At 69.1% G+C, this 17025-nt stretch carries 16 protein-coding genes and 1 pseudogene; 8 read left to right on the top strand and 9 right to left on the bottom strand.

The genetic code is table 11. The annotated features are described in order from the left end of the window. Window positions 1-93: 93 nt before the first annotated feature. Complete coding sequence (locus OC490_RS22705) at window positions 94-1314, top strand: sensor histidine kinase (protein WP_262059808.1); 1221 nt, start codon at window positions 94-96, stop codon at window positions 1312-1314. Then, window positions 1311-1976 carry a response regulator gene (locus tag OC490_RS22700; RefSeq protein ID WP_262059807.1) on the top strand — a complete coding sequence of 222 codons (666 nt, stop codon included), beginning with the start codon at window positions 1311-1313 and terminating at the stop codon, window positions 1974-1976. The genes OC490_RS22705 and OC490_RS22700 overlap by 4 nt, the downstream gene beginning before the upstream one ends. A gap of 376 nt (window positions 1977-2352) precedes the next feature. On the opposite strand, the gene OC490_RS22695 is transcribed toward OC490_RS22700, so the two are convergent. Next, complete coding sequence (locus OC490_RS22695; RefSeq protein WP_262059806.1) at window positions 2353-3576, bottom strand: PucR family transcriptional regulator; 1224 nt, start codon at window positions 3574-3576, stop codon at window positions 2353-2355. A 202-nt stretch (window positions 3577-3778) separates the two neighbouring features. Between OC490_RS22695 and OC490_RS22690 the strand changes: the two genes are divergently transcribed. The 3 genes and pseudogenes from OC490_RS22690 to OC490_RS22680 all read left to right on the top strand — a co-directional run. Then, window positions 3779-4618, top strand: a complete 840-nt coding sequence (locus OC490_RS22690; RefSeq protein WP_262059805.1) for an alpha/beta hydrolase — start codon at window positions 3779-3781, stop codon at window positions 4616-4618. A 698-nt stretch (window positions 4619-5316) separates the two neighbouring features. Beyond that, window positions 5317-6261, top strand: coding sequence for a ribosome-inactivating family protein (locus OC490_RS22685; RefSeq protein ID WP_262059804.1), 945 nt, complete (start codon window positions 5317-5319; stop codon window positions 6259-6261). Between the two features lie 423 nt (window positions 6262-6684). Next, a pseudogene (locus tag OC490_RS22680) lies at window positions 6685-7835 on the top strand (IS3 family transposase); the annotation flags it as partial. A 139-nt stretch (window positions 7836-7974) separates the two neighbouring features. On the opposite strand, the gene OC490_RS22675 reads toward OC490_RS22680, so the two are convergent. Genes OC490_RS22675 through OC490_RS22655 form a run of 5 tightly spaced genes read right to left on the bottom strand, consistent with a single transcriptional unit; the run spans window position 7975 to window position 11670 of the window. Next, entirely contained in the window at window positions 7975-8616 is a 642-nt protein-coding gene (locus OC490_RS22675) for a transposase domain-containing protein (protein ID WP_262059803.1), read from the bottom strand. Window positions 8617-8625: 9 nt separating this feature from the next. Next, window positions 8626-9408 (bottom strand): polysaccharide deacetylase family protein, encoded by a 783-nt coding sequence (locus tag OC490_RS22670; RefSeq protein ID WP_262059802.1) that lies wholly within the window; start codon window positions 9406-9408, stop codon window positions 8626-8628. A 36-nt stretch (window positions 9409-9444) separates the two neighbouring features. Beyond that, complete coding sequence (locus OC490_RS22665) at window positions 9445-10458, bottom strand: ABC transporter permease (protein ID WP_262059801.1); 1014 nt, start codon at window positions 10456-10458, stop codon at window positions 9445-9447. Beyond that, a complete protein-coding gene (locus tag OC490_RS22660) occupies window positions 10455-11411 on the bottom strand; it encodes an ABC transporter ATP-binding protein (protein ID WP_262059800.1) in 957 nt (318 codons plus the stop codon). The genes OC490_RS22665 and OC490_RS22660 overlap by 4 nt, the downstream gene beginning before the upstream one ends. Next, on the bottom strand, window positions 11404-11670 hold the full coding sequence (locus OC490_RS22655) for a hypothetical protein (protein ID WP_262059799.1): 267 nt from the start codon (window positions 11668-11670) through the stop codon (window positions 11404-11406). Before OC490_RS22655 ends, OC490_RS22660 begins: the two co-directional genes overlap by 8 nt. 189 nt (window positions 11671-11859) lie before the next feature. Here OC490_RS22655 and OC490_RS22650 point away from each other — a divergent pair, with 189 nt between their 5' ends. The 3 genes from OC490_RS22650 to OC490_RS22640 all read left to right on the top strand — a co-directional run bounded on the left by OC490_RS22650 (window position 11860) and on the right by OC490_RS22640 (window position 14006). Beyond that, complete coding sequence (locus tag OC490_RS22650) at window positions 11860-13050, top strand: sensor histidine kinase (RefSeq protein ID WP_262059798.1); 1191 nt, start codon at window positions 11860-11862, stop codon at window positions 13048-13050. After that, entirely contained in the window at window positions 13047-13712 is a 666-nt protein-coding gene (locus OC490_RS22645) for a response regulator (RefSeq protein WP_262059797.1), read from the top strand. The genes OC490_RS22650 and OC490_RS22645 overlap by 4 nt, the downstream gene beginning before the upstream one ends. 87 nt (window positions 13713-13799) lie before the next feature. Then, window positions 13800-14006 carry a hypothetical protein gene (locus tag OC490_RS22640; protein WP_262059831.1) on the top strand — a complete coding sequence of 69 codons (207 nt, stop codon included), beginning with the start codon at window positions 13800-13802 and terminating at the stop codon, window positions 14004-14006. A 291-nt stretch (window positions 14007-14297) separates the two neighbouring features. Here the strand turns inward: OC490_RS22640 and add are convergent, their stop codons facing one another. From add to OC490_RS22625, 3 genes are all read right to left on the bottom strand, one after another. Continuing rightward, complete coding sequence (gene add, locus OC490_RS22635; RefSeq protein WP_262059796.1) at window positions 14298-15308, bottom strand: adenosine deaminase; 1011 nt, start codon at window positions 15306-15308, stop codon at window positions 14298-14300. Window positions 15309-15370: 62 nt separating this feature from the next. Continuing rightward, window positions 15371-16324 (bottom strand): nucleoside hydrolase, encoded by a 954-nt coding sequence (locus OC490_RS22630; protein ID WP_262059795.1) that lies wholly within the window; start codon window positions 16322-16324, stop codon window positions 15371-15373. Between the two features lie 84 nt (window positions 16325-16408). Further along, on the bottom strand, window positions 16409-16789 hold the full coding sequence (locus OC490_RS22625) for a hypothetical protein (RefSeq protein ID WP_262059794.1): 381 nt from the start codon (window positions 16787-16789) through the stop codon (window positions 16409-16411). Window positions 16790-17025: the final 236 nt, after the last annotated feature.

Genomic DNA, 17025 nt, shown 5'->3' with positions numbered 1-17025 from the left:
GGGCACATGCTCTGCCCCGCCGGGGCAGCTACTGCGGGCCGACGGGAGCGGTCCCCGGAACGATCAATCGGAGGCTCTTCTACCGTGGCACGCGTGTCCGTTCCCTCTGCGCCGGCCCCGGTGGCGGCTCTCGCTGACCGCATCCGGTGGCCCTCCGAGCCGTTCGCCTGGGTGCTGGCGGCGCTGATCGCCACGGGAGGACTCCTGCCGACCGACGCGGCACGGTCCCTGCTGCCGCTTCCGTTCGCCGTCTCCGCCGTTCTGGCGTGCTCGACCGGGCTCCTGCTTGCCTGGCGGCGCGACCGGCCCACTCCGGTGGCGGCGGTCGTCGCCGCGGTGAGCCTGCTGACGGTTCAGTCGGCCCTGCCGTTCGCGATGTATTCGCTGGCCAGACGGCGGGTGACGAGCCCTCTGGGGTACGGCGTCTACGCCACCGCGGTGCTCAGCCAGTTCACCACGGGTGCGCCGGCGACGGGCGTCATCGCGGCAGCCCTGCTGGTGGGCGCGCCCGCCTGGCGTGGCACGGTGATCCGCTACCGGCACACCAGGCTGGAGGAGTTGGCCGAGCGTGCCGAGCAGGCCGAGCGCGAGACGCTGCTGATCGCCCGCCGGGTCCGTGCGGAGGAACGGGCCGCGCTGGCCCGTGAGATGCACGACGTGGTGGCCCACGAGGTCAGCCTGATCACGCTGCACGCGGGCGCGCTGAGCGTGGACCCGCAGGAGTCGGAGCGAGCCCGCGAGACAGGCGAGCTGGTCAGGGCCACCGGCAGGCGCGCACTGGCCCAGTTGCGCCAGATCCTTGATGTGCTGCGTGACCCGGAGACCGTCGAGAGTTCCTTCCAACCCGGCCCGGCACTGCGGGATCTGCCCCGGTTGCTGGCCGACTCGGAGGCGGCGGGCGTGCCCGTGGACTGGGCGCCGTGGTCCGAGACGGCGACGGAAGTCCGGAGCGGGGCACGGCTGTTGCCGCAGGCGGTGGAGCACACGGTGTTCCGTTTCGTCCAGGAGGCGCTGACCAATGTCCGCAAACACGCCTCCGGTGCCCGCACCGTGCTGGGGCTGCGGGCGAACGGGGAGCACCTGGAGTGCGAGGTGACCAACCCGGTGACCGGACTGCCCGGCGAGGCGGCCGGGGACGGCGCGGGCATGGGCCTGCGCGGTCTGCGTGAGCGGGCCGCACTCCTCGGCGGCACCCTGGACGCCGAGAACCGGGACGGCGTCTTCCGGCTCCTGCTCCGGCTTCCGGTCGCACCGTCCGCACTGAACCCGGAGCAGGAGACGATGAGGGCACAACCTGTCGGGGAAGTCCAGTGATCCGGGTCCTGCTCGCCGACGACGAGGCCCTGGTCCGCACCGGGTTGCGGCTGCTGCTGCAGACCGCACCGGACATCACGGTGGTCGCCGAGGCCGACGACGGGCGGGCCGCGGTCGAGGCGTGCGTCCGTGTGGCCCCCGACGTGGTGCTGCTGGACGTGCAGATGCCCGGCCTGGACGGTGTGGGCGCCGCCAGGGAACTGTCCGCGTTGCCCGTACCGCCGCGGATCCTGATGCTGACAACATTCGACGCCGAGACCTATCTGCTGCCGGCGCTCCGGGCCGGCGCCCACGGCTTCCTGCTCAAGGACGCCCAGCCGACCCAGGTCCTCGACGCGATACGGAACACCGCGGCCGGCCACCACGCCCTCGCCCCCGAGGCGGTCAACCACCTGGTCGCCCGGGCGGCCGCCGAGCCACCGCCGACTGCGCCGCCCGGGCTGCCCTTGCTCACACCACGCGAACGGGAAGTGCTGGCGGCGATAGCGCACGGGCTGAGCAACGCCCAGATCGGCCGTCGTCTGGGCCTGCGCGTGCCAACCGTGAAGGCCCATGTCTCGCGGATCATGGAGAAACTGCACTGCGAGAGCCGGGTACAGGCCGGACTGCTCGCCATGCGCGCGGGGCTGAGCCGAGAGGCGAGTCCCACGGACGAGGTGTGACCTCGCGGCCGAGGTGGGCCTGTCGTGGCTTCGTCCGCTTCCTGGATCACCGCGACACTGTGCAGAACCGGCTCAACGCGTTCGAGAAGTACACGGGGGCTCGATGTACAACAACCCTAGGACACGGCAACCGTGATCACTCCCCCGGAATGGTAGGGAGACACAGTCTGGCGAGAGAGGGGACGCTCGTACCGGTTCGCGGGCCGCACCACTGATCGCAGTGCCGATCCGCGTCCGAATCTCGACTCTCGGGGTGATGCTGTCCATCAGACCTGGCATCTCGCGCGAGCCTTCGGGCGTTGATGATCCGGCCGCCGGCGAAGACCCGGCCGCACGAGCCGCACGGACAGAGTCACCCGTTCTTTGGTGGTGCTCGTCAACTGGTGGGTGCGGCGGTGAGGCGGCGATCGATTTCGAAGGCCAGTATCAGTTCTGCGGTCTCCCGAGGGTCGGTGAGCGAGCGTCCGGTGTGGGCCTCGATGCGGCGCAGGCGGTGCCGGATGGTGTTGGGGTGGCAGAAGAGGGTGGCCGCAGCCTGATCGGCGGAGCCGCCGTTGTCGAGCCAGGCTCCGAAGGTCTCCAGGAGCAGAGCGCGCTGCACAGCGGGAATGCGGTCGAGTGTGCCGAGGACGGTGCGTGCCACGCGTTGCGTGATCTCCGGGGCGCTCGCGGCGGCGACGGCCAGTGGATCGCGGTCGAAGACGGTGACCCTGCGGCCGTCGAACGCGCTGAGGAGGGCGATCCGGGCCAGGCGCAGAGCGGTGGCGCTGTTGCCGAGGTCGTCGTACGGCGGGCTGATCCCGGCATGCTTGTGGGTGCTCGATCCGAGGAGTTCGGTGAGGCGGTCGATCTGGTGCGTGTCGAGACAGAGTGCGCGGTCGGGAAGATGCGCGATGCCTACCTCGACGTCGTGCAGCAGGTGCCAGGACGAGGCCATACCGATGGCTCGGAGCATCGGTTCCGCGTCGGGGACGGCGTGGCGGCCGATCTCGGGGACCTGTGCGGCGATGACGACATAGGGCCCGTACGGGGGGAGTCCGAGGAGCGTGGCGGTGTCCGAGCTGCCGGTTTCGGTCAGCCGGCCTTCCAGTAGCGCCCGGACCACGGCGGAGCGCTCCTGCTCGCGGTTGAGGGCCTGAACGGTGAGTTCCTCGCGGTAGCCCTCGGCCATCTGCTGGGTGTAGGTGTCGAGCACCATCCACATTTCGGAAGCGGCCCGCACGGTGACCTCGGCGGGTACGGCGCTGTGAGCGGCGGTTTCGGCCAGGCAGTTCCAGAGGAAGCGGGCGGCGACCCGGTAGGCCTCCATCACCGCGGCCAGTGGGATCCCGGCCCTGGCGCGCAGCCTGCCGTTCTCCCGTGACTCGGGGGACGACAGCGCGGGGGTGCGGCCGATCGGACCGAACACGAAGTGGATGTTGTCCAGGCAGGTGCGGCGCAGTTCCTCGGTGCTGACCGCGGTTTCCGTGCGGTAGGCCGGTACGGCTGTCTGGACGCGGACGACCATTGCGTCGGCGAGATGCTCGGCCTGGCGAAGCAACTGCGCACCCAACTGCTCGACCTGCGCGCCGAGAGGATCTTCCTGCCTTGACTGTTGCACCAGACAATCATACCAGTTCCCTTAGTCCACCGATGGGGGCTATTAGGGCGTCAGTGGAGGTGGGATTGTTCCTGAGGACAATTCTGAGAGAAGCGCCGTGTCCCCAGAGACATCGACTTCGCCGTCCGCCGCAGGCAAGACTTTCCTGAGGGGCAGGGCTGTGAGAGCACCTTCCCCACCGACCTTGAAGGGTGGCGCAGAGATGAGTCTCAACGCTCGTGAGCAGCAGGAGATCGACCGGGCGAACGCCTCCGGGCACAAACCGGTTGTCTTCGTGCACGGACTATGGATGCTCGCTTCCAGTTGGCAGCCGTGGCGCGCGTTCTTCGAGGAGAACGGCTACACCACGCTCGCCCCCGGATGGCCGGACGATCCCGAGACCGTCGCCGAGGCCCGAATGAACCCGGATGCCTTCGCCGGCAAGAGCGTCGGACAGGTCACCGACCACATGGCCGAGGCCATCACCGGCCTGCAGCGGCAGCCCGTGGTCATCGGCCACTCCTTCGGCGGCCTGATCACCCAGCAGCTGGCCGGCCGCGGGCTCGCCGCGGTGTCCGTGGCGATCGACTCCGCACCGTTCCGAGGGGTGCTGCCGCTGCCGGTGTCGGCCCTGAGATCCGCACTTCCGGTCATCGGCAACCCGGCCAACTACCGACGAGCCGTGGCACTGACCTACAGCCAGTTCCGCTACTCCTTCGCCAACGCCCTCGACGAGATCGAGGCCAAGCGCCTCTACGAGACCTATCCGGTGGCGGGCTCGGGCATCCCCCTGTTCCAGGCCGCCACCGCGAACATCAACCCGGCCACCGAGGCCAAGGTCGACACCGCCAACCCCCGCCGGGGCCCGTTGCTGCTGATCACGGGAGAGCGGGACCACATCGCCCCGCATGCGATCGCTGCTGCCTCCTACCGGAAGCAGAAGCGCAACCCCGGCATCACCGAACTCCAGGAGATCCCCGGTCGTGGCCACTCGCTGGTGTTCGACAGTGGCTGGCAGGAGGTTGCGCAGATCGCTCTCGCCTTCATCAAGCAGCACGTCTGATCTGACGGCCGTCGAGCCTCGCTTCAGGGCTGACCGGGTCCCCGCCCGGGGCTACTGCCACCACCGAACGATGAAGGGCCCCACCGATAAGGGAGTGGGGTCCTTCATCTGTCAGGTAGGCGACCACGTTCCTGCCCTGGAGGTCCGTGCCTGGACACAGAGGTGAACGCGGGGCCCGGCTCGTTCAGTTGCCGCATGAGAGGGTGCGGATCATGGAGGTCAGGCGAGTCGGGTGCGGGTTCCTGCTCGTTGAACGCCTCGTATCCCGGGTGGCTTAGAGGGTCTCGCCCTTGCCGTCACCGACCGGCGGGTTGACTTCGGTGAGAGACCAGAAAGGTCATCGAACCGGGTCACGTACTTCTCCGATGGACCCGGCGCGGGCGGGCACGGACGCGCGTGGACGCCTGAGGCTGAGGTTTTCGCAGGCTGCCGGTCTTTGGCGGGACGTGCGACCAGCAGGACCCTTCGGCTCTGAGCACAGCGGTCGATGGCCGTGGGGCGATGAGGCGCGGGCCGGAGCCTTGGGTGCCGGGTCACGTTCGGTGTGGGCGAGGAGATGTGGCCCAGCTCATGGTCGTGGGATTGATTTCCCTGGTGGGAGGGGGTGTGAATCAACTCCGCCGGTGTGAGTCTCGGTGGGGTCGAGCCGGACGTCCGGCTCTGTGTTCTCCCCGTCCTCCTACCGATCGGAGCAACTCATGCGTGCCAGCGTCGTCCGACGTGTCAGCCTCTCGGCGGCCCTTCCGTGCGTCCTCACGGGAGCGGTCGTGGTGTCCGGCATCTCCTCCCCGGGGGCGGCCACCACCGCCACCGCGCCCCACAGTGTGAAGATCGACGCGCAGGAGGTGGCGCAGACCAACTTCCCGCAGGTCCACTGGGACATCGACGACGGAGCCGACGGCTACCGCACCATGCTCAGTGGCCTGGAAGCGCTGGCCCGCAGCACGGCCAACGCGCGCCTGACCGGCCCGGTGGTCAACACGCGGGGCAACCGGGTCACCGTCACCGTCCTGGACAACACGAGGACGAACAACTTCGCCGACGTCGTCATCAGCTCCCCGGGACACCTCGCACCCACCGTGCACGCCGTGGTGCGCCTCAGTGACCTGTACGTGGTGCGGGTCTACGCGGCTGGCACGTCCTCCAACCGCGTCCTCAACCTCATCCGGAACGTCCCCAACGAGTCGGGCACCGACGACAACTTCTTCGTCGGCCGGGAGGGCTACGACGCCCTCTCCCGGGTCGCCAACCAGTCCCTGACCAGTGTCACCATCGGCCCCGGCCCCCTCTCGCAGGCCCTGTTCGACCTGGCCAACACGAGCTCGTCCCGGCTCAACCAGGCCCGCGGTCTGCTCAGCATCATCTTCGGCATCTCGGAGGCGGCCCGCTTCCGCACCCTGGCCGACCGCGTCGCGCCCTCCTTCGACAGCGGGGACTCGGTCACCTACAGCTCCCAGCAGATCGCCCTGATCCGGAACTGGGCCAACGTCAGCCACGTCTACGTCGGCCACGTCAACGGCACGGACGACGGCGCCAGCACGAGCGTCGCCGGGGCCAGCATCTCCGACGCCCGCCAGGCAGCCGCCCTGCTGGCCATCGCCCTCAACGACGGCGCCAACCCCAACCCCAAAGACGAACTCTGACCGACCTCGCGCGCAGGGGGCGCCGACTCCCGGAGCCGGCGCCCCGCACGGCGTGTGCGTTACCAGGACCACGCGGATGCGGCGAGCACGAAACTCGAGACGACGGCGTGGCGGGCGTAGTCCTCGACGCGGGTGAACAGACGCCAGCCCTGGGCTCGTGCCAGCGCGCGCCATAGAGATTCACCTCCCGCATGGAATTCACGCGGCAGGCGGTTCAATCCCCGTCGGCGCGTGCTGGCTCAACCTGCAGGAAGGCTGGTGGCGCGTCTTCCGCGAAGCCGCCCTCGCCGACCGGTCATTCGCCAACCGCGACGACATCGAATACGCCACCACTCTAGCGACCAACCAGCTCAAGGGTCTGCTGCACGATCGGGTGACATCTGAACTGGCTTGCCCTGTGGGGCGGGTGGGAAGGATGTCGCTGTGCCCAAGCCTTATCCGGAAGAGTTCCGCCAGGACGTCGTGCGGGTCGCGAGGAACCGCGGCCCGGGCGTGACGGTCGAGCAGGTGGCTGCCGACTTCGGAGTGCACGCGATGACGCTGTGGAAATGGATGCGCCGCGCGGACATCGACGACGGGGCCAAGCCGGGAACGACCAGCCAGGACAACGCGGAACTACGGGAAGCACGCCGGCGGATCAAGCTGCTGGAGCAGGAGAACGAGGTCCTGCGCCGGGCCGCGGCTTACCTGTCACAGGCCCATCTGCCGGGAAAAGGATCTACCCGCTCGTGAAAGAGCTGGCCACGGGCGGAATTCCCGTCACTCTCACGTGCAGGGTCCTGAAACTTGCACGCCAGCCCTACTACCGTTGGCTGGAGCGGCCGGTGACCGATGCCGAGTTCGAGCAGGCCACGCGCGCGAACGCGTTGTTCGACGCTCACCGCGAGGATCCGGAGTTCGGCTACCGGTTCCTGGCCGACGAAGCCCGCGTCGCGGGATCCGGCATGGCCGACCGGACCGCGTGGCGGATCTGCCGGGACAACAGCTGGTGGAGCGTGTTCGGCAAGAAGCGCGGCAGTACCAAGAAGGCCGGCCCGCCGGTCCACGACGACCTGGTCCGCCGTGACTTCACCGCGACCGGCCCGAACCGGCTGTGGCTCACCGACATCACCGAACACGCCACAGGCGAAGGGAAGTTGTATCTCTGTGCGATCAAGGACGCCTTCAGCAGGAGGATCGTCGGCTACTCGATCGACACGCGGATGAAGTCCCGCCTGGCCGTCACAGCCCTCAACAATGCTGTTGCCCGGCGTGGACACGTCGACGGGTGCATTCTGCACAGCGATCGCGGATCGCAGTTCCGGTCACGGAAGTTCGTCCGGGCACTCGACCACCACCGGATCGTCGGCTCGATAGGGAGGGTCGGGGCGGCAGGCGACAACGCGGCCATGGAGTCCTTCTTCAGCCTGCTGCAGAAGAACGTCCTCGACCGCCGATCCTGGGCCACCCGCGAGGAACTGCGCATCGCGATCGTGACCTGGATCGAGAGGACCTACCACCGGCGCCGCAGACAAGCCGCACTCGGCCGCCTGACCCCCGTCGAATTCGAGACCGTCATGACCACACCGGCCTCCAGGCCGCGTGACCGAACCTGTCACCCAAACCTGCACCAGACCCCAACGCCCATGCCAACCCCTGGATCTGGGGCAGACCTGCACCACCAACTCGCCTGCTACGGCGCCGATATGTGTACAGCGTTTGAGGAACCCAGCACTAGAACGACCTGGCTCGATGATCGCGTGCCTGCCTCCAGTCGGCTATCTCTCCATACGCGCGCATGCATGCCCGCGCGATCGAGCCGAGTGGACGGTGCTCGACGAGCGAGTGCGCGATGCTGAAGCTGAGTTCCTCGGAAAGATCATTCCGTCCGGCGGTGCGGAAGTCCTGCGAGGAAATCGTCAGTGCCGCCGCCTTTACCAGCGGCGCCGCATCCTCATTCCATTCGACGGAGATGTCCTCAATGGGCCCGCCCACCGTCAGCACCCGCAAGCCTCGCCGGAACGCACCCTGAGTCGTCTCGGTGGCCATTGGCTTCACAGTGGTGGCGAACAGCATGCGCAGCGGCTTGGATCCCAGCCGCTGCTGGGTTCGAAACGGCGACTGTTTCCCCGGCACACGCCACTCGCCCAGCAGGCCCGGGCCCCGCAGTCCTGCGACCAGTTGCCGCATGACATCCAGATACGGAACAGGCGAGAACGGGACCCGCGCCAACACGAAGGGCACCACCAGCTGGGCGGGCAGCAGCGGTTTGCGCTGCTCGCTAGGGCCACGCGCGGCCACCACCCCCGGGTGCTGGTCGGGGCGGCGGAACAGGACCCGCCGCTCGTCGGACAATGTGCCCGCGCGCGCGTCCATCTCGGTTGATCAGGGTCGGTAGACCATTCCCGGCCGGGGCTCGGCGGGGGCGAGCAGCTGGGACACCGTGACGATGGTGTAGCCGCGCTCCTCCAGCGCCTTGATGATTCCCGGGACGGCGGGCACCGTCCCCTTGTGGAGGTCGTGCAGGAGGATGATGCCGTCGCGGTGGGTCTGGTCGAGGACTCGCTGGGTGATCAGGGTCGAGTCGGTCGTCTCGTAGTCCTTGGCCGTGACGCTCCACAGCACCTGTGCCAGGCCCAACTCCCGGCAGATCTTGGCTACTTGGCGGTTGGTGCGGCCCTGTGGCGGGCGCATCAGGACGGGCTTGGTGCCGGTGATTCTCTCGATGGCGTCCTGTGTGCGGGTCAGCTCTCGGCGGGCGTCGGCCGCGTTGATCCGGGTCAGGACCTCGTGGTTCCAGGTGTGGTTGCCGATCTCGTGTCCCTCGTCCGCGATCCGCCGGATGATCTCCGGGTACTTGGCGATATGGCCCTTGCCCTGGAGGAAGAACGTCGCGTGGAGATGGTCCCGCTTCAGGATGTCCAGCAGGCGCGGGGTCGTCGGGCTGGGGCCGCCGTCGAAGGTGAGCGCGACACACTTTGCCTTGCGGCAGTCGACGGCTCCGGCGGCGACCGATCCGGACGCCTTGTTCCGGGCGGCGCGGGGCGAGGTGTGGTCGTACGTCGTGACCGTCAGGGCCAGAGTCACGGTGACGGCGAGGGCGGTGGTCACAGTTGCCCCGAGGGCGATGAGCAGGCGTGATCGTCGTATTCGCGCATAGAAGGGCATGGGAGGCCTTTCCTGGGTCGGGCGATGGGTAGGGGTTCAGGACGGGCGCCGGCGGATCCACCAGAAGCACAGGCCGGCCAGCGCTCCCGCCACCAGCAGGCACAAGCCCGCCTCCGCCCACTGCAAGGGCCACAGCTGGGACGACGGATGGAACTCCGCCCAGCGGCCCGTCCTGCCGTGCTGGACAAGGCACTTCGTGTAGTCGTCGGCCGTGTAGCAACTCGGCAGATCCGGCACGTGGCGCCCGGTCGCGTCGACCGCGCCCTCGGAGAGCACCCACGCGTTCGACGGCGCGGCGGAGCCGCTCGTGTGCTGAACCGTGGTCAGGGTGGTGGGCAGCAGATGAGTCCGGACCGATTCGAGGAGATACATCGCCCCCGCGCTCAGGACCACGGTCGCGCCCATCGCCAGGACGGTGCGGCGCAGGATCAGGCCTGCGGTCACGCCGATGAGCAGGGACAGCACGGACAGGCCGACCACGACGGGGCCGATACCGTCGTACGGATACCACTGCCACCAGGGGAACCAGGCTCCCAGCAGGGATCCCGCAGGCCGCCACCACCAGGTCATCGCGGCGGCGATCGTGCCGCTGATCAGGACCGTCAGGACGACGGGGACGAGCAACTTGGCCGCGAACCAGCGCAGTTGCGTGACCGACTGCGTGCACACGGTCCGGTACGTGCCGGACTCCAACTCCTGTGCCAGTTGCGGGCCGCCGAGGAAGACGCCGAAGACCAACGGCAGCGCGAGCATGGCCTGGAGGGGGCGGCGCAGCGGGAACTGGTACGTCTGCCCGAAGGTGTTGAGCTTGTGGGAGCAGTCGCCGGCCGTGACCGTGGTGCCCCGGCAGGCGTCGAGGTGGCCCTCGGCGATGGCGGTCGTCATCTCCTGGTGGCGCACGATCGCGTACGCCGCCACGGCGAGCGCGGCGCCGATGCCGATCCAGAACGCGAGCCGGTTCTGCCGCCAGACCAGCCAGGTCAGCCCGCGCAGCCGCAGGCCCCAACTGGTCTGAAGCGAGGGGCGGTTGGAGGTCAGGGTACCGCTCATACCGTCACCTCGCGGTGTGCGTCGGGTCGTGCGGTGGAGGTGATCAGCGGTGGTACGTCGTCCGTCCGCAGATGTGCCAGCAACAACTCCTCCAGGCTCGGCAGGACCGGCTCGGCGTCCGCCGGGAGCGGACCCCGTGGGCGGACCAGCGCCGTGGTACGCCCGGCCGCGCTGCGGGTCTCGACGGTGACCTGGCCGGGCAGCTTCGCCAGCCGGTCAGCTTTCGCGTCGGGGCCGGACACCGTCCGGTGCGCGCCGATCAGCTCGGCCACATCGCCGGCGAGCTTGACCGTGCCGTTGCCGATCAGCACCAGGAAGTCGCAGACTTCGTCGAGTTCGGAGACCAGGTGGGAGGACATCACGACGGTCGAACCGTGCTGGGCGGCCTCTGCCATCAAGGTGTCCATCATCTGGCGCCGGACCAGCGGGTCCAGGTCGGCCATCGGTTCGTCGAGCAGGAGCAGCCGGGGCCGCTTGCCCAGGGCCAGCGCGAAGGCGACCCGGGTGCGCTGGCCGCCGGACAGGGTGCCGACCCTGGCGTCCAACGGGATGTCGCCCGCGGCGACGATGCGTTCGGCGGTCTCCTGGTGCCAGGTCGGGTTCAGCTCGCGGCCCATGCGCAGGGTCTCGGAGACCCGGAAGCGCGGATAGAGCGCCTTCTCCTGGCTGAGGAACGCGGTGTGCTGTCGGGCTTCGACGGACCGGGCCGGGTGTCCGCCCAGCCGGATTGTCCCGGTGCTCGGTTCCAGCAGGCCGGCGGCCAGCGACAGCAGGGTCGTCTTGCCGGCGCCGTTCGGGCCGACCAGCGCGCAGATCCGGCCTGCCGGCAGCCGGAACGAGCAGTCCCGCAGCGCCCACCCGCGTCGGTAGCGCCTGCCGAGTCCCACGGCCTCCAATGCCGGAGGCGAAGTGTCCGGGGTTCGCGGGGAGGGACCCACCCTCAGCTCAGTCATGGTGCGGCCGACCCTGCTCGGAGCGGGGACCGCGCCAGGGTGAACCGGGCAGGCGCGTCGCGAGGACAAGTGCCGCGGCGCCGGCGAACACCAGGGCCAACTTGATCAACGACGACCCGTAGGTGGGTACTCCGAATCCCCAGAGCGTGAGGTGGGCGTAGATCCGCTCGGCCAGCGGCACCCCGCCGGAGAGTGCGAGCAGTGATCCCAACAGAAGCAGAACGTATTTCTTCAAGGCCGGGCCCTTCGTGGAAGACATGCGGAATGCATGCGGAAGCGTGTGGAAGACCTGAGGTGTGACTCCCGGAACGCTAGAAGCACCGGCCTGCGGAGGGCTTCGGCTGAAAGTCGGTGTTGGCGGCCGTTCGACCTAGACCAAAGTCTGTGGTTTCCCCGACGGGCTTCTCGGCACTGTGCCCTCGTCGGCGGCCGCTCTACCTTTGCCCTTGTGAGTGGTTACCGGCGTGAAAAGATCATCGACCTCGGCGTCGTCGTACTGGCCGTCGTGCTGTCGGCAGCTCTCTCCGCTGTTCAGACCAGGGAGAACCTGGCACTGAGTCCGGCGTTCGGGGCCGGCACCTGGTCGTTCGACATACTGAGCTTCTCGTCGCCGCTGCTGCTCGGTTTCACATGGGTGGTGAACCCGGTCTCACTGGTGGCCGCAGGAGCGCTGTGGTGGCGCAGGCGATGGCCGGCCACTGTCGCCGTCGTGGCCGTGGCGGCCGCGGTCGTCACCCCGGCCGTGGTGCCTCTGGTCGTGGCGCTCTTCACGGTCGCCGTTCTCAGGCCACCGCGCACCGTCCTGACCGTCGCCCTGATGGGACTGCTGCCGATCCCCGTCTACTTCCTGACGTACCCCTACCTCTCCGGGACGCTGATCGCGAACGCGGTGATCCTGGCGGTTCTGATCGCCGCCGCGGTCGGCTGGGGGCTGTTCGTACGGTCCCTGAACGACCGCACCGAACGGGCGGAGGCGGAGGCGGTGCTCCGTGTCCGGCGCGCCCAGCGCGAGGCCAGGGAGGACGTCGCCCGGGAGATGCACGACGTCCTGGCCCACCGGCTCTCCCTGCTGAGCGTCCACGCGGGTGCGCTGGAGTTCAACTCCGGGGCGTCCGCGCGGGACACCGCCCGCGCCGCCGCCGTGATCAGGGAGAGCGCACACCAGGCGCTCGATGATCTGCAGGTGGTGCTGCGGGTTCTGCGTTCACCGGCCGAGGACCCCGGCATGGACGGCACACGACCCCGGCAGACCGGTCTCGCCGACGTACCCGGCCTGGTTAAGGAGTCACAGGACGTCGGCATGCGGGTCGACCTCGACACACGCCTCGTCGAGCCGGGCGGTCCTACGGGTATCGCCGGACTCACCGCCTACCGGATCGTCCAGGAAGGACTGACGAACGCCAGGAAGCACGCCTACGGCTCGCCGGTGTGGATCACGGTGGAAGGCCGCCCCGGTGACGGGCTCAGCCTGGAGCTGGCCAATCCGGCCGGCCCGAGCGCGACGCGTGACGGCATCCCTGGAGCTGGCCAGGGGCTGATCGGCCTCGCGGAACGCGTCGCGCTGGCGGGCGGCAGGTTCAGTCACGGCAGGGACGGAGCGGACTACGTGCTGCGGGCCTGGCTACCCTGGCCCGCATGATCCGTGTGCTGCTCGTCGACGACGACCCGCTGGTCCGCTCAGGACTCCGCCTCATGCTCAGCGGCGCCGACGACATCGAGGTCGTGGCCGAGGCGGCGGACGGTGGCGAGGTGCCCGCCCTGGTCGACGAGCACACCCCCGACCTGGTGCTCATGGACATCCGGATGCCCGGCGTGGACGGCCTGAAGGCGACCGAGCTGCTGCGGGCCCGGCCCGGCGCACCGGCCGTCGTGATGCTGACGACCTTCAAGGACGACGAGCAGGTCCTCGGTGCGCTGCGCGCGGGCGCGGCCGGTTTTCTGCTCAAGCACACCCCGCCCGCCGAGATCGTCGCGGCGGTACGCCGGGTGAAGGCGGGCGAGCCGGTGCTCTCCCCCGCGGTGACCGAGCAGCTCATCGCCCGGGTCACCCAGGGCGGCGACACGACGGGCCCGCGCCGGCCGGAGACCGCCGAGGCCCGTATCCGCCTCGACCGGCTGGGCGACCGGGAACGCGAGGTCGCCGTGGCCGTCGGCCGGGGCAGGACCAACGCGGAGATCGCGGCCGAGCTGTACATGAGCGTGGCCACCGTCAAGGCCCATGTCTCGCACATCCTCACCAAGCTGGAACACACCAACCGGGTCCAGATCGCCCTGACCGTTCACCACGCCGGTCTGGCCTGACGGCACTCGTCCGGGCCCGGAGTCCACTGTCGTCGCTCACGGCGATCCGTCATACGCGTCGCCCGGTCGGGACAGGAACGGGGCAAGGTGATTGATCCCGGCCGCGCAGTGGTGCGGCTCCTGACGCTCACGGGCGTGGGTTGCGTGGGCGAGACGAGCCTCGCGTTGGAAGCCGCCCGCGCGTCCGGGAAGTCTTTTCCCGACGGAGCGTGGCTGGTGGATCTGGCCCCGGTGCGCGATCCGTCGGCGGTGACGGCCATCGCTGCGGCCACCCTGAGGATGCCCGTTACCTGATGCGCGAGATCGTCGGCGTGATCCTCTGCCAGGGCCGGACCGGCTGCCAGTGGGCGTCGAGGTGGACATCGTCGAGCGCAACCCCGGCCGGAAGGGCTTCGTTCCGCAGCCGATCCGCCGGCGGGTGGAGCAGGCCAACGGGAATCGTGGTGCTGCACCGCCGACTGGTCCGCGCGTACGAACACAGCACCACCTCCTCGGAGTCCCCGGTGTACTGCGCCATAAGCGATGTCATAGCCCGTCGGCTGACCGGCACCCCCACGCCGGCCTGAGGATGAGACCGGCATGGATTCACTTACCGCCTTTCTGAGGTTGGGGTGACGTGGTGCGCTCGGATGCCAGGTGGGTGTGGAGGCAGGCGCGTACGGAGGGTTCCGCGAAGGAGGCGGCAACGCTGGCGGTGTCGAGGGCAGCGCGTGCGACTTCGTCGAATCCGAGGGAGGTGCTGAGGAGGGCGGCCTCGGCGCTGAGAGGGGAGCGGGTCTGCATGGGGTTGTCGTCACCGAGTACGAGGGGCACTCCAGCGGCCAGAAAGTGTGGGGCGGGGTGTGTGTCAATCGTTTTTGTGGCTCCGGTGTACCAGTTGGAGGTTGGACAGATTTCCACCACCAAGCCGTTGTCAGCCGCCCACTGGAGGGTCTCGGGGTCGTCGGCGATGTGGGTGCCATGGCCGATGCGTGTGACGCCGAGGAGTTCTGCGGCCTGGCGGGCGGCGCGGGCCGGGCCGGCCTCAGCGGCGTGGCACGTGGCGCCGAGGCCGGCCGCTCGGGCGATGGCGAAGGCATCGGCATAGGCGGCTATGTCGGGGTAGATGAGTTCGTCGCCTGCGAGGTCGAAGCCGACCACACCGTCGCCAGCGCGCTTGGCTGCGGCGCGGGCCACCCGCTCATTGAGCGCCGTGTCGTGATGCCGCAGAGCAGCCACGACGATGTCGGCCGGCATTCCGCTGCTTCGGACGCCTTCATGCAGGCCCTCGAGGACCGCTGCAATCACGTCGTCGAGAGTGAAGCCGGGACGTGTGTGAGTGGCGGGTCCAAAGCGCAGTTCCAGATAGTCCTGCCCGTCGGCCGCGGCGTCCTCTACTGCTTCCCGGGTGATACGGGCGAGGTTCTCTCCGGTCCCGAGGAAGCCGTAGGTGCTGGACACCTTGGCGAGGTAGGTGGTCAGGTCTGCTGGGCGGCTCAGCTGGATGGCTTCTTGCCAACCGTTCGGCGGTTCGGGCAGCCGGCTGCGTGCCGCGATCTCGGCAGCTGTGGAGGGCCGGACCCGTCCCTCAAGATGGGTGTGGAGGTTGATCAGCATCGGGGCCCTTGTGTGTTGTGCGGTGGTTGACGGCATCACGGCAGGCGTGGAGGTTCTGCCGGTCAGAGAGTGAGGAGTCGCTCGACCAGGTGCGCGGGTGCGCTGGGATCGGCCTCTAGGACGACTCGGCAGTGGGCGCCTGGTTGGGCGGGGTAGTCGAGGTATCGTCCGCGCAGGTCGCAGATGGTCTGGCCCCGCCCGGGGCCGTGGGTGGCGTCGACGACCACATCCACGACGGGGGCAAGTGTGGGTTTGACGCCGCCGACTGCGATGGCGGCGGCGAGCGGGTCGTGGATCGCGCAGCAGCGGCGGCCGTACGTACTGCGGTAGAAGTCGAAGTAGAGGTTGAGCATGTCTCCGAGGGCCCGGGGCAGGGGGCTGGTGGAGTCCAGGAGGGTCTGTCTGTCTGTCTCTTCCAAGGTGTGGGAGAGGGTGACGTCGAGGGGTACGAGGGTGATGGGCCATGGGGCTGCGAGGACCTCGGCTGCGGCCTCGGGGTCGTTGCCGATGTTCGCCTCGGCGACGGGGCTGATGTTGCCGGTCTGCAGGGCGGCGCCACCCATGATGGTGATGTCCCTGATGCGCGTGGGCAGTTCGGGTTCCAGCCGCAGTGCTTCGGCGATGTTGGTCAGCGGGCCGGTGGTGAGGATACGAAGGTTTCCATGGTGCTGACGTGCGAGGCTGATGATGAGTTCGGCGGCGCGCTGTTCGGCCGCGGAATGGGCGGAGTCCGGCACGGTGATGTCGCCGATGCCGTTGTGTCCGTGAATGTGGGGCACGGCTCCGGTGTAGGTACCGGCCTGGGGATCTGCGGCGCCGACTGCGACAGGCACGGCAGGGTGGCCGGCCAGGGCGAGGAGGGCGAGAGTGTTGCGGGCGGCCTGGGCGGAGGTGACGTTTCCGCTGACGGTTCCGATCCCGACGAGTTCTATCTCCGGTGAGGCGAGCAGGTAGGCGAGGGCGAGTGAGTCGTCGATGCCGGTGTCGCAGTCGTAGTACAGCGGCTGGGGTGTCATGAGCGTCTGTCTCCTTGTGTGGGATGAGCTGGGGCGCTGCGGGTCTGGACGAGTGAGTCCGATGTGATCAGTGGTCGTACGCGATCAGGGATCGGGTGGCCGGGGGTTCGGTCTTGCGGGTGTGCCAGATGGCGGCGGCCATCGCGGGGATGCTGCGCTGGGCAACCGGATGGCGACGCCGTCGGAGGTCCGACCGCCGTGTTGGTCCAGGTAGAGCTGGTCCTTGAGGGTGTCGTTGACCGATTCGATGAGCTGGCGGGCCGTCTCCCGCTTGCGGGACGGCCGCAGCAACTGGACACCCTGTCCGGCTAGTTCCTTCTCGAAGGCCTTGCCCGCGAAGCCCTTGTCGGAGATGAGCGGGACGCCGGTGCGGTTGGCGACCAGGCCGGCGTCGATCTCCAGCATCGCGGCCAGGACTTCGCGTTCGCCGATCTTCGGGTTGGCCGGCGCCCACAGCATCGGCATGCCGGTCGGTGTGCACACCAGGTACAGGCACGGGCCCCGGAAGAACCGCGAGCGGGAGGCGCAGCGGCCGCCAGGGCCTCGGCCGGCTCCACCGGAGCGATCACCCGGCGCTCCAACACCGCCTCGGCCACACCGGGATCGGCCAGGACCCGACCCGCTTCCCTCTGGAGCTCCTCCACGGCCGCCCGGGCAGCAGTCTCCTGTTCCTCCGGCAGGCCCAACACCGGCGCCACCGG

The sequence above is a fragment of the Streptomyces sp. STR69 genome, assembly GCF_024519455.1.
Classification (GTDB): Bacteria; Actinomycetota; Actinomycetes; order Streptomycetales; family Streptomycetaceae; genus Streptomyces.
This window is presented reverse-complemented; position numbering and strand designations above follow the sequence as displayed.

What these genes read in the sequence shown, in the direction of transcription:
- add (WP_262059796.1), bottom strand. Translation starts at nt 15,308, where the DNA reads ATGCTGATCAACCTCCACACCCATCTTGAGGGACGGGTCCGGCCCTCC.
- OC490_RS22675 (WP_262059803.1), bottom strand. Translation starts at nt 8,616, where the DNA reads ATGGACGCGCGCGCGGGCACATTGTCCGACGAGCGGCGGGTCCTGTTC.
- OC490_RS22660 (WP_262059800.1), bottom strand. Translation starts at nt 11,411, where the DNA reads ATGACTGAGCTGAGGGTGGGTCCCTCCCCGCGAACCCCGGACACTTCG.
- OC490_RS22630 (WP_262059795.1), bottom strand. Translation starts at nt 16,324, where the DNA reads ATGACACCCCAGCCGCTGTACTACGACTGCGACACCGGCATCGACGAC.
- OC490_RS22645 (WP_262059797.1), top strand. Translation starts at nt 13,047, where the DNA reads ATGATCCGTGTGCTGCTCGTCGACGACGACCCGCTGGTCCGCTCAGGA.
- OC490_RS22685 (WP_262059804.1), top strand. Translation starts at nt 5,317, where the DNA reads ATGCGTGCCAGCGTCGTCCGACGTGTCAGCCTCTCGGCGGCCCTTCCG.
- OC490_RS22665 (WP_262059801.1), bottom strand. Translation starts at nt 10,458, where the DNA reads ATGAGCGGTACCCTGACCTCCAACCGCCCCTCGCTTCAGACCAGTTGG.
- OC490_RS22655 (WP_262059799.1), bottom strand. Translation starts at nt 11,670, where the DNA reads ATGTCTTCCACGAAGGGCCCGGCCTTGAAGAAATACGTTCTGCTTCTG.
- OC490_RS22670 (WP_262059802.1), bottom strand. Translation starts at nt 9,408, where the DNA reads ATGCCCTTCTATGCGCGAATACGACGATCACGCCTGCTCATCGCCCTC.
- OC490_RS22690 (WP_262059805.1), top strand. Translation starts at nt 3,779, where the DNA reads ATGAGTCTCAACGCTCGTGAGCAGCAGGAGATCGACCGGGCGAACGCC.
- OC490_RS22625 (WP_262059794.1), bottom strand. Translation starts at nt 16,789, where the DNA reads ATGCCGATGCTGTGGGCGCCGGCCAACCCGAAGATCGGCGAACGCGAA.